The sequence below is a fragment of the Actinoplanes sp. NPDC051343 genome (assembly GCF_044455125.1).
GTDB lineage: Bacteria > Actinomycetota > Actinomycetes > Mycobacteriales > Micromonosporaceae > Actinoplanes.
In genome coordinates this window covers 175,403-189,162 of record NZ_JBITEL010000007.1, presented here as the reverse complement: position 1 = coordinate 189,162, position 13,760 = coordinate 175,403, and the positions used below count along the sequence as shown (strand labels likewise).

13 protein-coding genes and 2 pseudogenes are annotated in these 13,760 nt (G+C 67.1%); 11 read left to right on the top strand and 4 right to left on the bottom strand.

From position 1 onward, the window contains the following. Nucleotides 1–37: 37 nt before the first annotated feature. On the top strand, nt 38–880 hold the full coding sequence (locus ACIA5C_RS23785) for an NAD(P)H-binding protein (protein WP_396058060.1): 843 nt from the start codon (nt 38–40) through the stop codon (nt 878–880). A 212-nt stretch (nt 881–1,092) separates the two neighbouring features. Here ACIA5C_RS23785 and ACIA5C_RS23780 read toward each other — a convergent pair whose 3' ends face one another. Both ACIA5C_RS23780 and ACIA5C_RS23775 read right to left on the bottom strand, forming a co-directional pair. Continuing rightward, on the bottom strand, nt 1,093–1,830 hold the full coding sequence (locus ACIA5C_RS23780) for an NIPSNAP family protein (RefSeq protein WP_396058058.1): 738 nt from the start codon (nt 1,828–1,830) through the stop codon (nt 1,093–1,095). A gap of 13 nt (nt 1,831–1,843) precedes the next feature. Beyond that, entirely contained in the window at nt 1,844–2,272 is a 429-nt protein-coding gene (locus ACIA5C_RS23775) for a DUF899 family protein (RefSeq protein WP_396058055.1), read from the bottom strand. A 720-nt stretch (nt 2,273–2,992) separates the two neighbouring features. Here ACIA5C_RS23775 and ACIA5C_RS23770 point away from each other — a divergent pair. After that, nucleotides 2,993–3,739: an ArsR/SmtB family transcription factor gene (locus ACIA5C_RS23770; protein ID WP_396058053.1), complete on the top strand. Its 747-nt coding sequence runs from the start codon at nt 2,993–2,995 to the stop codon at nt 3,737–3,739. 128 nt (nt 3,740–3,867) lie between these two features. Here the strand turns inward: ACIA5C_RS23770 and ACIA5C_RS23765 are convergent, their stop codons facing one another. Beyond that, nucleotides 3,868–4,140, bottom strand: a complete 273-nt coding sequence (locus ACIA5C_RS23765) for a hypothetical protein (RefSeq protein WP_396058050.1) — start codon at nt 4,138–4,140, stop codon at nt 3,868–3,870. A gap of 124 nt (nt 4,141–4,264) precedes the next feature. Here ACIA5C_RS23765 and ACIA5C_RS23760 point away from each other — a divergent pair, with 124 nt between their 5' ends. The 8 genes and pseudogenes from ACIA5C_RS23760 to istB all read left to right on the top strand — a co-directional run bounded on the left by ACIA5C_RS23760 (nt 4,265) and on the right by istB (nt 11,319). Then, nucleotides 4,265–4,417 (top strand): hypothetical protein, encoded by a 153-nt coding sequence (locus tag ACIA5C_RS23760; protein ID WP_396058048.1) that lies wholly within the window; start codon nt 4,265–4,267, stop codon nt 4,415–4,417. Between the two features lie 102 nt (nt 4,418–4,519). After that, a complete protein-coding gene (locus ACIA5C_RS23755; protein WP_396058046.1) occupies nt 4,520–5,161 on the top strand; it encodes a PadR family transcriptional regulator in 642 nt (213 codons plus the stop codon). A 103-nt stretch (nt 5,162–5,264) separates the two neighbouring features. Further along, entirely contained in the window at nt 5,265–6,218 is a 954-nt protein-coding gene (locus ACIA5C_RS23750) for an ATP-binding cassette domain-containing protein (protein WP_326631457.1), read from the top strand. Continuing rightward, nucleotides 6,215–7,060 carry an ABC transporter permease gene (locus ACIA5C_RS23745; RefSeq protein ID WP_326631459.1) on the top strand — a complete coding sequence of 282 codons (846 nt, stop codon included), beginning with the start codon at nt 6,215–6,217 and terminating at the stop codon, nt 7,058–7,060. Before ACIA5C_RS23750 ends, ACIA5C_RS23745 begins: the two co-directional genes overlap by 4 nt. Nucleotides 7,061–7,079: 19 nt before the next feature. Beyond that, nucleotides 7,080–7,586 (top strand): DoxX family protein, encoded by a 507-nt coding sequence (locus ACIA5C_RS23740; RefSeq protein ID WP_396058042.1) that lies wholly within the window; start codon nt 7,080–7,082, stop codon nt 7,584–7,586. Nucleotides 7,587–7,613: 27 nt separating this feature from the next. After that, nucleotides 7,614–8,447, top strand: a complete 834-nt coding sequence (locus tag ACIA5C_RS23735) for an alpha/beta fold hydrolase (protein WP_396058040.1) — start codon at nt 7,614–7,616, stop codon at nt 8,445–8,447. A 421-nt stretch (nt 8,448–8,868) separates the two neighbouring features. Continuing rightward, nucleotides 8,869–10,544: pseudogene (gene istA / locus ACIA5C_RS23730) on the top strand (IS21 family transposase). A 17-nt stretch (nt 10,545–10,561) separates the two neighbouring features. After that, nucleotides 10,562–11,319, top strand: a pseudogene (istB, locus tag ACIA5C_RS23725) (IS21-like element helper ATPase IstB). Here the strand turns inward: istB and ACIA5C_RS23720 are convergent. Next, complete coding sequence (locus ACIA5C_RS23720; RefSeq protein WP_396058038.1) at nt 11,240–12,406, bottom strand: FAD-dependent monooxygenase; 1,167 nt, start codon at nt 12,404–12,406, stop codon at nt 11,240–11,242. The pseudogene istB and the gene ACIA5C_RS23720 sit on opposite strands and share 80 nt — an antisense overlap. Before the next feature lie 248 nt (nt 12,407–12,654). On the opposite strand from ACIA5C_RS23720, the gene ACIA5C_RS23715 reads away from it, so the two are divergent. Then, nucleotides 12,655–13,479, top strand: a complete 825-nt coding sequence (locus ACIA5C_RS23715; protein ID WP_396058035.1) for a DUF899 family protein — start codon at nt 12,655–12,657, stop codon at nt 13,477–13,479. Nucleotides 13,480–13,760 lie beyond the last annotated feature (281 nt).

Below are 13,760 nucleotides of genomic sequence, written 5' to 3'. Positions count from 1 at the left end.
GAAGATCATTAACCGGTTATCGATCCTGGAGTGAATCATGCTACTGATCACCGGCGCCACCGGGAACGTCGGCCGGGAATTGATCGCGATCCTGGCCGAGAGAAGCGCCGACATGCGCCTTCTGGTCCGCAACCCAGCCCGGATCGTCGCGTCCACGAAGCACGTCGTCGCTGACCTCGACGACCCCGCGACTCTGCCAGCCGCCTTCGACGGCGTCGACAAGCTGTTCCTGCTCACCCCGGGCATCGGTCTGCGTCAGACGGAGAACGCCGTCACGGCAGCCCGGGCCGCCAACGTGGGACACGTCGTTCACCTGTCCTCATCCAACGTGCTCGGCGACCCCATGCCGGCGATGGGCCGTTGGCATCACAACCGGGAGGAACTGATTCGCGCCGCGGGCATCCCAGCCACGATTCTGCGACCAGGCGCCTTCATGACCAACGCGCTGGACTGGCTGCCCACGATCCGAGCGGGCGGCTTCATTCTCGACCCCGTAGGCCCCGGCCGGTACGCCCCGATCGATCCCGCCGACATCGCCGCGGCGGCCGCCATCGCCCTGACCGAAGACGGCCACGAAGGCAAGCAGTACGTCCTCACCGGACAGCAGGCGCTCACCGTGGCGGAGCAGGCCCGCACACTCGCCACCGCTATCGGCCGGCATATCACCGTGCGGCCGGTGGCCACCCCCGAAGAGGCCGTACGATCCCGCTTCCCGAACGGGGCGCCCCCGCCGCTCGCCGCCGCCCTCATCGAGGGCTTCACCCTCATGCGTGCCGACACCACCGGTTTCCGTACCGACACGATTCACCGCCTGCTGGGCCGCCCGGCCGGAACCTTCACCGAATGGTGCACTCGGAACGCCCATCGTTTCTCTTCATAGACCCGCGAATCCTCATGTCTCGAGTACGGCGACTCGATCGGGAAGATTGAAGCGCAGTCATCTCGGCATTTCCGTGCGGCGCAGGGCCGGAGCCACTGACCAGCCGCCGATTCCCGGGGCACAGAATCCGGTGACGGTACGCTGCCGCTGAGAGCCTGGTGGCGGGACGGGGCAAAGCATACGGTTGGCAGTTGGTTACCCGGCACCGCGGTTCACCGGAGCAGCGACCGCGCGGTGGGCTCGAGCCGCAGCCGTTGGGGGCCTGCCGACCACCAGGCCGATGCAGGCGGCAGGACATTCTTGCGCCAACTCCGCGAACTCTCCAATCGCTCGATGTGGCCGTCCATCTGGTTCGTGTCGGCGAAACGGGTGAACCACACGAAAATTTCCTCGCCGGTGCGCACCGGCAACGCCGGAAAGGTGTTCGGTGCGTGCTCCGACCGTAGGTAGGCCAGCGGTTCGCCGCCAGTCTCGGCCAGCACAGGCCGCACTATCTGCTCAAAGAATTCGACGAGCCCGGAGGTGAACCGACCCTCGCCTTGCCACAGGGTGGCGAGCAAGCGCGACGGCGGGACCGCCGCCGGCTCGTCCGGCGACGGTGGAGCAAACGTCGGCCGCGGAAATCCGGCGGCGGCCGACGCCGGACGCAACAGAAGTACGTTGTCGGAGTCGATCATAGTTACGTTCGCGGCCTCGCGGTGTGCCTGCCAGACAGGGCCGCCGTAGAACCTCCCTAGCGCTTCAGCGCGACAGGGCATGGTGTCAAACCCCCGGATCCAGACGAATCTGTCCGGGTCGTCCAAGTCGCGGAACTGCCCGAGGACGGTGATGCCGGCCGCCTCCTGCGTCTCGACGAACTCCCGTTCGAACAACTCGATCAACACGTCTCGTTGCTGATGATGCAGCGTGTACTGCCGCAATTCGACGATCGGGCACCGCAAGTCTCCCATCGGATCCACTCCCTTACGACGCTTCTGCCGGGTCGGCGGTGAGGTTGTCGGAGCGGCCGGCCTCGATACGCGACCACTGCGCGATGGGGCGTCCGCTCGGCCAGCTGAGAACCGGTGTCCAAGTCGGTGGGCCGGTCTCCGTACGGGCCGAGGTGCACTTCTGGGGCCATCCGGCTGGAGAAGCCTCCCACGGCTCCTGCCGTCCCCAGACTGTCAGATCCATGAGCGGCCCGATCAGCGGGAGGGTGGCGTCCACCTCGACCATCGGCAGGTGTCGCCGAGCCGAGGCGATCGTGTCGCCCTCCCGGGTGTGCGCCTTCTCGCGGACTCGAAGCTCGGCCAGCTTCGCCTCGAACACGGCGCGATCCACCGACGGTGGCAGGCTCGCCGCGCCGGACGGGTCGGTCCCGCGCCCGTCGGCGCTCATCGGTTCATCAGCCACGATCGTCTCCTCGTCTCAGTGACGGCTCCGCCGGTCGGCGAGCCGGCCCTCACCGTGCCTGGGGACCGAGCCTGAGGGAAACGATTCGCCCACGACCGAAGACAGGTGACCGGTTAGGCACCGGGGATGCCCGGCGATCGGCGTCGAGCAGGGTGACCGTGGTGGCCGGGAGGCCCGGCAATGTGGCCTCGGGGATCGGCGGGTCGCTTTCGAAGCCGCGTTGAACTAACCCGCCTCGAGGCCCCGGCGGGGGGCTTATCGGCATCACCGTGATTACGGACCTTGGCACCTTCGCCCAGGCACCGGGTTCTGCCCAACCGTTCGTCGCCACCCGAAGACTCCTGCTGGTCGCGCGCAGCGAGGCTGGCGCGCATTCGGTGTACGCCGAATGCTTGTGCGTCCCGGTGCCGGCCCGTCACGCTGGTATCCACGGTCACGGAGGTCCAACTCTTGATCACCTTTGCACTGAGTCCGGACGTCCTCGGGCAGACCCGATTCTCGTTCTCGCCGTTGGCCGAGGCGGCGTTGAGCCTGCGCCTTTTGGGCCGGCCACAACCCACGCACGTGCATTCACCCTGGTTGCGGGAGGCTCGTGGCCGGCTCGACCGGGTTGATCTCGAGCTGCTCCTGTCCGTGGTACCGCCCGGGCCATACATCGCCTCGTGCCTGGTACCCCCCGGACGGGTCTCCCAGCCCTCACTGGAGGAGCAACTGAGGGCTATGACCAACCTGACCGCCGCCGACCTGGAGCGCGACCTACAGCAGGTCTGGTGCGGCCGGCCCCCTCCGCGGCGAGTCGCCGAGCTGCTGGACTCCGGGCCTCGAGCCACGCCTCGGCTGGCGGAGGCACTCTGGGACTACTGGGATGCGGTGATCCGGCCGTTCTGGCCGCGCATGTGCGCGGTTCTGGAGGACGACGTCAGCCACCGCATGGCCGGCCTGATGGACGAAGGCGTCTACTCCTTGTTGCGGGACCTGCATCCCGAGATCAGCGTCGAGTGCGACCGGATGTACGTCGACAAACCGCACTGCGACGGCGAAGTGCAGTATGCGTCGCAGATGATCCTGACCCCGTCGGTCTTCGCCTGGCCGGACCTGATCCTGGATGACGGTGGCAGCGGCCGGTTCGGACTGACATACGGCGCGCGCGGCATCGCCCGGGTGTGGGAGGGGCACGACGCCCCGGCCGTGCGGGGGCCGGAGCCGCTGGCCACGCTGCTCGGCCGTACCCGCGCCGCGATCCTCCGCCGTACCTCGATACCGATGTCAACCACGCAGATCGCTCGCGAGCTCGGCCAGAGTCCGGCGGCGGTCAACGAGCACCTGGGGATCCTGCGCGATGCGGGTCTGCTCACCAGCCGGCGGTCAGCACGCAGTGTCCTGTACCGGCAGACGCCGTTGGCCGAGTACATGCTTCGGGCTCAACCGGACACCGTACGGGTACTGCGCCCCACCGCACGCGGTTGACCGGACCGGGCCGCCTGTACCAGTGACGAAGTCGGCGTCTGCGCCGAGCCGTCCACGGCTCCGATCTGGTTGCATGACTGTTCCCTGGCGATGGCGGACAAGTCGCGCGTCTGAGCCTCGATCACGTATTACGATTCGTACTGGGGCAGATCGATGGCCTCGGCTCGGCTGAAGAGCAGCCGCCGGGAGAGCCCACGCAACGGGCGGCTGACCATCATCCGAGTCGAAATCCAGCGGGCACGGATGGCGGCTTTCGACTGCGGCGCATAAGAGCGGATCCCGCCGGGCGGCATCTGCTGACCGATCTGCACGTAAGGGCGGACGATCCGCTCGTACGCCGCCAACGCAGGCTGGTGCTCTGTGGTCCTGGCCAGCTTGGCTTTGGAGGTCTCCACCAGCACCGTTTGTAGGTCAGTGCTGACACCACCCGGACCAGGAGAGCACCCTAGTGTTGGTGGGAGTTGACACCACCCTGGCGGGCGCGCAAGCGGAGCGAGTCCGAGCAGATTGAGCGGAGGTGGGCGCATGTCGGCGACGAAGCTCCTGGTGCTCGGTATCGTGCACCTCTCCGGCGGCGCGCATGGCTACCAGGTGCGGTCCGAACTGCAGAGCTGGGGTGCGGCCGATGATCCGGGTTCGTGGCGAACGGTCCCCGATCCCCTCAAGATGCGCTCCTAATCAACCTTGACTAGTCGTTCCTCCTCGCGTACTTTGGCCAAGTAATCAAACTTGACTAGCTCAACCAATCCGTTCGCAACACCGAGAGAAGGAATCGAACCCATGGGAAAGTTCGCGATCGAGACGAGAGGGTTGAGCGGGGGTGGGCGAGTGTCGGCGACGAAGCTCCTGGTACTCGGTATCGTGCACCTCTCCGGCGGCGCGCATGGCTACCAGGTGCGGTCCGAACTGCAGAGCTGGGGTGCGGAGAGTTGGGCCAAGATCAAGCCCGGCTCGATTTATCACGCGCTGAAGAAGGCGGCGGCTGATGGCCTCCTCACCGAACACGCCGAGCCGGGCAACTCTGGGCCGGAGCGCGTTCTGTACCGCGTGACAGCTCGGGGACGTGACGAGATGGTCGAACTGGTCCGCGACGGTCTGCGGCGCACCCACGACCCGGACATGCTCAACGCGTCCATCGCCATGTTGCCCATGCTGACCAGGAAAGATGCCATCGCGCACATTAACGAGCGGGTCGCGCGCCTCGAAGCGGAGCTCGTAGTGCAGGCCAAGTGGCGGGAGAACCCGAACCCCGACATTCCCGAACACGTCCGCGATCAGGCCGAACTGTGGGCGGGACACGCACGCACCGAACTGGAGTGGGCGAAGAGCTTGAGCAAACGACTGTCTGAGGGCGCCTACACCATGGCCGATGATCCGGGTTCGTGGCGAACGGTCCCCGATCCCCTCAATATGCGCTTCTAATCAACCTTGACTAGACGTTTCCTCCTCGTGCACTTTGGCCGAGTAATCAAACTTGACTAGCTCAACCAATCCGTTCGCAACACCGAGAGAAGGACTCGAACCCATGGGAAAGCTCGCGATCGAGACGAGAGGGTTGAAGAAAAGCTTCGGCAAGACCCACGCGGTCGCCGGTGTCGACCTGGCCGTGAGCGCCGGGGGCGTGTACGGCGTGCTCGGTCCGAACGGGGCGGGCAAGACCACCACGATCCGCATGCTGGCCACGCTCCTGCGCCCCGATGCCGGAGAGGCGCAAGTGCTCGGTTACGACGTCGTGCGTGACGCCCGGGCGGTGCAGAGCAGGGTGGGCCTCACCGGGCAGTTCGCGTCGGTCGACGAGGACCTCACCGGGGTGGAGAACCTGTTGCTGCTCGCCAGGTTGCTCGGCTACTCACGCCGCCGAGGCAGGGAGCGGGCGGCCGACCTGCTCGACGCGTTCGGTCTTGCCGAGGCGGCCGACCGGCAGGTGAAGAAGTACTCCGGCGGGATGCGCCGGCGCATCGACATCGCGGCGAGCCTGGTCGTCACCCCCGAACTGATCTTCCTCGACGAGCCCACGACCGGGCTCGACCCGCGCAGCAGGAACCAGGTCTGGGAGATCGTCAGGGGCATGGTCGCCGAGGGCGCCACCGTGTTGCTGACCACGCAGTACCTCGACGAGGCCGACCAGCTGGCCGACCGGATCGCGGTGATCGACCACGGGAAGGTGATCGCCGAGGGCTCGAGTGGCGAGCTCAAGGCATCGGTCGGTGCCGGCTCGCTGCACGTACGGCTACGTGCGCCCGAGCAGCGGGCCGAGGCCGAACGGGTCCTCGCCGGCGTCCTCGAGGTGCCGGCCGAGCCGTCCGCCGACCCGGCCGCGCTGTCCGCGCGGATCTCCGACCCCGAGCGGGTCGCCCGCGCCCTGGCCGAGCTGTCCCGCAGCGGCATCGACGTCACCGAGTTCGCGCTCGGTCAGCCGAGCCTGGACGAGGTGTTCCTCACCCTGACCGGACACGCCGCCGAGGAGGATGCCGCATGAATGCCACGACCGCGGAACAGGCGTCGGCGCCGGTCACCGAGGACGCGCTGCGCAGTGTGCTGTTGGCCGGCGAGCGGCCGTCTCGCCCCGGCCCGGTGCTCACCTCGCTGACGTTCGGCTGGCGCGCTTTGCTGAAGATCAAACACGTGCCCGAGCAGCTCGTCGACGTGACCATGTTCCCGATCATGTTCACGCTGATGTTCACCTACCTGTTCGGTGGCGCGCTCGCCGGGTCGACACAGGAATACCTGCAGTTCCTGCTGCCCGGCATCCTGGTGCAGGCGAACGTCATGATCACCATGAACACCGGCATTACGCTGAACACCGACATTCAAAAGGGCGTTTTCGACAGGTTCAGGTCGCTCCCGGTGTGGCGACCGTCGCCGCTGGTCGGCGCCCTGCTCGGCGATGTGATGCGCTACTCGATCGGGTCGGCGATCGTGATCACGCTCGGACTGGTCCTAGGGTTCCGGCCGGAGGGTGGCGCCGTCGGCGTGGTGCTGTCGGTCGCGCTGCTGCTGGTGTTCTCGTTCTGCCTGTCGTGGCTGTGGACGATGCTCAGCCTGATCCTGCGCACGCCGAACTCGGTGGCGGGGGTCAGCATGATGGTGATGTTCCCGCTGACGTTCGTGAGCAACATCTTCGTGGACCCGAAGACGATGCCCGGGTGGATGCAGGCGGTCGTCGAGGTCAACCCGATCAGCCACCTGGCGACCGTGGTACGCGGCCTGATGGACGGCTCGGTGCCCGCCGGGGAAATCGGCTGGGTGCTCGTCTCGTCCGTACTTCTCGTCGCGGTCTTCGGTCCCATCACCATGGTCCTCTACCGCAACAAGAAGTAGATGCCGCTACCGCGAGCACTTGGTCGAAATCAGCTTCGACAACCCGGCCCACTCGGCCAACGCCATCACCGGTACCAGGCCCGGACACGACAAGGAGAGCCGAATGAGCACCATCCCCAAGAACAACTCGGAAACCGTTGCGCACACGCCCGGGCGGGCGAGCAGCATCGGAGTCTGGATTCTGCAAGTCGTGCTGGCGGCGATAATCGCCGGCGGCGGAATCTCGAAGCTCGCCGGCGACCCGGTCATGGTGGACATGTTCGCCGACATCGGGGCTGGCCAGTGGCTCCGGTACCTGGTCGGAGCGCTGGAGGTCGCGGGAGGGGTTGGACTCCTGATCCCGGCTCTGGCGGGCCTGGCCAGTCTCGGGTTAGCGGCATTGCTGACCGGTGCTGTCATCACCGATCAGTTCGTGCTCGAGCAGAGCCCTTGGCTGCCGCTCGCCTGTCTCGTCGTGGCGGCCGTGATCGCAAGGGCGCGGTGGTCGCGCACTGAGGCCGTCGTCGGCACGCTGCTCAGGCGCTGAGACAAACCTCTCGAACGGAGATGTGAGATGAACGAGATGGACTTTCGCGTGACATCAAACGATGGCACCACCATCGCCTACGACAGGGAAGGAAGCGGTCCGGCCGTCATTCTGGTGGGCGGAGCACTCGACGAGGGGGTGGAGAACGCTCCCTTGGCGCCAGCTCTCGCCGAGCACTTCACGGTCTACAACTATGCCCGTCGGGGACGCGGCGCGAGCGGCTTCACCGAGCCGTACGCCGTGGAAAGGGAGATCGAGGACCTGGATGCGTTGATCGCGGAGGCGGGCGGCTCGGCACACCTGTTCGGGGCGTCCTCAGGCGGCGCGCTGGCGCTGGAAGCCGCCGCGGCCGGGTCAGCCATCGACACGATCGCCGTGTGGGAGGTGCCCTACGCGGCCGGGGACGACATACGCCCGCGATTCGAGGAGTACATCGCGGACACCCGACGCGCCTTCGACGCCGGGCGAGACGAGGAGGTTCTCGAACTGTTCATGCGCCTGTCCGGCGCTTCCGACGACAACATCGCGGCCAGGAAAGCGGCAGGCAAGCAGACGTCGCATTGGGCGGATTCGGTCGCCCTCGCGCCCACGCTGGTCCACGACAGCGTCTTCCACAACCGCTACCAATTGCCGACCGATCGACTGGCAACGGTCACCCAACCGGTCCTGGTCACCACCGGAGGACCGATCACGGTCCCCTACATGGCAGGCCTGCCCTCGGACTTCTTCGACCGCGCAGCCGACGAGCTTGCAGACCTACTACCCCACGCTCAACGGGAGACCCTCGACGGGCCGGATCACGTCGTCGACCCACAGACCATCGGCCCACTGTTGCTACGGTTCTTCAGCACCGAACACTGAGAGGCCCGCGAGGTGGTGCGGGAAGACCGATTAGGCACCGCGCAAGCAGATCTTCGTCGCGCCAGGGACACGGGGCGGACAGGTGGTGCCGAGGTTGATGTCGTCGGCGGCATCACAGGCCTGATCCTGGGCGTGCTCGTCACCAACGTCTTCGTCGCCACGCAAGGCCGGGCCGTCGTACTGACCTGGGCTTCAGTGGGACTCGATCTGGCCTACTCGCGGCTCATCGGCTCCGTCGTCGGTCGTACCCCGCACTCCGGGCCGCCTCAGTACCGCCCACCGAACCCCTGCGCAGCACATGACCAGGCACCTCGGTAGGGCCAGTGATTCCGGGCTGTGGTCGCATGCGGTCACCGTTCCCGGGCGGTGGCCCGGTGCCGAAAGTCGTGCCCACGGCGTGCTCACGTCAGGAGTGCCACCGATGACGCAGCCGCGTTCCCGGGTCGACCTGTACGTGGCGATCCGACGGGATGCCCGATCTGGGATGTCCAACCGCGCGCTGCAGCGCAAGCACGGCGTCGGCTTCCGAACCGTGACAGCGGCGCTGGAATCTGCATGGCCGAAGGAGAGAAAGCAACCGCCCAAACGCGACTCACGACTTGACGCGTACCGAGTGGTGATCGACGACTGGCTGCGCTCGGACCTCGACGCGCCGCGGAAGCAGCGACACACGGCGAAGCGGATCTTCGATCGACTGCTTGACGAACATGACGGGGCCGGGGTGGTGTCGTACTGGATGGTCCGCGAGTACGTCGCCACCCGACGCCGTGAGATTCGCGTCGAGGTCGGACGGGAACCTGCCAACGCGTTCATCCCGCAAGAGCACCTCCCGGGCCGCGAGGCCGAGGTTGACTTCGGCGACGTCGCCATCCGCCTGCGCGGCGAGCTCGTAACCTGCGCGCTGTTCAGCCTTCGGCTCTCCTACTCGGGCAAGGCCGTGCACAGGGTCAGTGCCTCGGCTGGGCAGGAAGCCTTCTTCGAGGGTCACGTCCACGCCTTCAACGTGCTCGGCGGGGTGCCGACCGGGAAGATCCGCTACGACAACCTCAAGGCCGCCGTCGCGAGCGTGATCGGGTTCTCCCGCCAGCGGGTCGAGGCCGACAGGTGGACCGCCGTCCGTTCCCACTACGGCATCGAAGCCTTCTATTGCCAGCCCGGAATCCAAGGTGCGCACGAGAAGGGCGGCGTCGAGGGGCAGATCGGCTGGTTCCGACGCAACCACCTCGTCCCCATCCCAGAAGTCGACTCCCTCGCCGAGCTCAACGCTATGGTCGACGCCTGGGACGAAGCCGACGACGCCCGGTGGATCGGGTCCCGCGCCCGCACGGTCGGGGAACACTTCGCCACCGAGCAGCCACTCCTCGCGCCCCTGCCGACCGAGCCGTTCGAGACCGGCCGCTGGTTCACCCCGCGCGTGGACCGGTACGCCCAGGTCACGGTCCGGATGAGCAAGTACTCCGTGCCCGCGCGCATGGTCGGCCGTCAAGCCCGGGTGCTCCTGAACGCCAGCGACCTGGTCGTGTTCGACGGCAGGACCGAGATCGCCGCCACGAACGGCTCATGACCAAGGGCTCGACCCGGGTCGACCTGGACCACTATCTCGAGGCCCTCCTCCGCAAACCGGGCGCGCTACCCGGTGCGAAAGCGCTGGAGCAGGCCAAGGCATCCGGGCGGTTCACGCCCGTTCACGACGCCTGGTGGGCCGCGGCCTGCAAGGCCCACGGTGACGCCGACGGCACCCGTGCCCTCATCGAGGTCCTGATGCTGCACCGGCACCTTCCACACGACCACGTCGTCGCCGGACTCGCGACGGCGCTGCGTGCAGGCGCGCTCACCGCGGACGCTGTCGCGTTGGAAGCGCGCAAGTACAACGACACAGCAGATGGCGGAGCCGACGACACGACAGCGGACCACCAGTCCCTGATGAGCGGCGACAGGGCACGCGGAGAAGGCGAGATCCCTGCCGTGCGATCGCTGACCGAGCGCCGGCTCCGCGCCCACATCCCGGCCGACACTCGGCCGCTGCCGAGCGTGGAGAAGTACGACCAGCTGTTGGCCAGCCGACGTGACACCCCGAACGAAGGAGCCGCACCGTGACCACCAAGCGCCGTGGAATGACCGAAGAAGCAGCCGACGCCGCGATCGACCAAGCGTGCCGGATGCTGCGAATGCCCACCATCCGCAATTCCTTCACCGACTACGCCGACCGGGCAGGGCGTGAGCAGATGTCTTACCGCGGGTTCCTCGCCGAACTATTGCTTGCCGAGCGCGACGATCGCGCCCGACGCCGGTCCGAACGCCGGATCAAGGCCGCCAAGTTCCCCCGCGAGAAGTCCCTGCGGGCCTTCGACTTCGACGCCAACCCCAACATCGATCCCGCCGTGATCCACACCTCGCCAAGTGCGAATGGGTCCAGAAGGGACAGCCGCTGTGTCTGATCGGGGACTCCGGCACCGGCAAGTCCCATCTGCTGATCGCACTCGGCACCGAGGCCGCCATGGCCGGCTACCGGGTCAAGTACACCCTGGCGACCCAGCTTGCCAACGAGCTCGTCGAGGCCGCCGACGAGATGACGCTGGCGAAGACCATCGCCCGCTACGGTCGCGTCGACCTGCTGTGCATCGACGAACTCGGCTACATGCAACTCGACCGCCGCGGCGCGGAACTCCTCTTCCAGGTCCTCACCGAGCGTGAGGAGAAGGCCTCGGTCGCGATCGCGTCCAATGAGTCCTTCGGCGGCTGGACCAAGACCTTCACCGACCCCCGGCTATGCGCAGCCATCGTCGACCGACTCACCTTCGGCGGCACCATCCTCGAGACCGGCACCGACTCCTACCGTCTGGCCCAAGCCACAAAGCAGCGGACAACCTGACACCCGTCGGGCGCGGAAGCGGTGCCGACGCAAACCAACATCCGCGGCACCGACACGTGCCCGGCGGTGTCAGAACTCGCCAACAAGCGGTGACGGACGAAACCTCCGCAGCCACCAGCTCACCCGCGAGCACATAGGCGCCGACCAGAGCCGGGCTGGTGCCAAGCCCGGTCAGCGGCGAAGGGCAACACGCCGCGTCTCCCACCAGCGTGATCCGGCCCGCGCTCCAGTGATCCATATGCACCTGGACCAGGGCGTCGAAGTAGAAGTCGTCCGCATCGCGGGCGGCTGCGAGTAGTTCCGGCGTACGCCAGCCGAGGCCGGCGAAGCGGTCCTCCAGAAGCCGGCGTTGCGCATCGAGGTCGCGCCGGTCGTACGCCAGGGGTTCGGACGTGAAGGACAGAGCCGCCTTTGCCAATCCGGCTTCCCGTCCCGGCCGGAGGCTGACCACCAGGCCCCCGGGAGCGTTGAACATCTGATACCAGCCGTCCAGCGATGTCGACTCTTCGGCGGTGAACCACGCCATGTAGCCGCCGAGCGGGCGGACGAAACGGTCCTCGGGCCCGAAGGCCAGGCGGCGGGTGGCGGAGTGTGGACCATCGGCACCGATGACCAGATCGAAGACCTGCTCGCTTCCGTCGCTCAGGGTCGCCCGCACCCCGTCTGGGCCGTCGACGAGAGCGCGGATGCTCGTCGAGAACAGGTAAGTAACGCCGGCCGCGAGACTGGACTCGACGAGGATTTCCGCCAGGTCGCCGCGCAGGACCTCGATCTCGCTGATGATCCCTTCGCCGCCGAAGTCCTCGATCGTCATCTCGGTCCGTCGACGACCCCGGTCGTCGACGTCGGCGATGCCCTGCTGGTGCAGGCTGACCGCACGCACACGGTCCAGGAGGCCCATCCGGCGTAGCACGGTTCGTCCCGCACCGCGGATGTCCACCGCCTGCCCACCCGGCCGGATCCGGTCCGCGATCTCGACGACCGCCACCTCGGCGCCCGCACGAGCCAGCAGACATGCGACAGCGGGGCCTGCGAGGCCACCACCACTGACCAGAATCCGCCGGCCCGACAACCCATTCATCGACATGCCCGAACCCTGCGCCGTCCGCCGGTCACCGGCAAGGATTCGGCCGGCGTCGAAGGCAAACCACCAAATGCCGGTGGTCCCCTGCCCTGGAGCCCCATGCCCAGAAGCGTCCTCCCAAAGTAGATATCGGATGGTCCGTGAACTCACCGACGCCGGTCTCGACGTCGCGGTGGCCCGTAACTCGGCGGCGAACAACCGGGCGTACGTCCAACCTCCGCGGTGGCGCACCGCTTCGCATCATTCGTCCTGTGCCGAAACATTACGGCCCGCAGTTGAACCCCGTATGGTCCGCCGTCGGTGGGCAGATCCACTACGACCACATGGAGGCGATCATGAACGACCAAGCAGCCAATCCGGCCCTTCCGCCTGTGGTGGACCGAAAAACCTGGCAGGACGCGCGGGAAGCACTGTTGGCACGAGAGAAGGCGCACACCCGTGAAGGGGACGCGATCGCGGCTGCACGGCGGCGGCTGCCGATGGTGGAGGTCGACGCCACCATCGAGGTCATCGGTCCTGACGGACCGATCACGATCCTTGACGTCTTCGAGGGCCGAAAGCAGCTCATCGCGTACTTCCACGCCTGGTGGCCCGACCAGCCCGCCGCGGAGCAATGCGAAGGCTGCACATTCTTCAACAGTCAGGTCCGCGAGCTGTCCTACATCCATTCCCGCGACGCCACGTACGCCGTGCTCTGCAAGGGCCCGTACGAGGAGAGCGTCCGCTACCGGAACTTCCTCGGCTTGGATATGCCGTGGTACTCGGCTGAGAAGACGGCGCCGCAGCTCCTGGAGGGCCGTGACTGGCAACGCCACCACCTCGTCTTCTACGTCCGCGAGGGCGAGCGGGTGTTCGAGACGTACTACACCGGCGGTCGCGGCGTCGAGATCATGGCACCCACCCACGGGCTGCTGGACATGACCGTCTACGGACGCCAGGAGACATGGGAAGACTCCCCCGACGGCTGGCCCAAGCCCTGGGGGGACGCCAAGAACCCCCAGGTCTGGCGTATGAACGGACGCCCCATCGTCCAGTGGTCCCGCATTGAGGCCGGCCGCTCCGACGAGCTGACCTAGGGCTCGCACGATCCCGGTGGAGGCGCCTGGAACTCAGTCGCCAGGCTTTGCTCGCCTTCGCGGCGGGCTTCCAGCTCGGCGTCGCGATCGCCTGGCGGGATCATGCCGGTCTCAGCGAGGAAGGCGGCGATGAGATCGGCATGGTTCTGGCAGGTTTGTAGGGCGGTGTTTGCCGGCTTTCCCGGCCTCCGACTACTACGAAGCCTCCGCCCCGCCCGACGCCATCAGCAGACGACGCACCTGCCATGCCTTCTCCGCTGGCCGCGTGAGGCGAGGGCGAC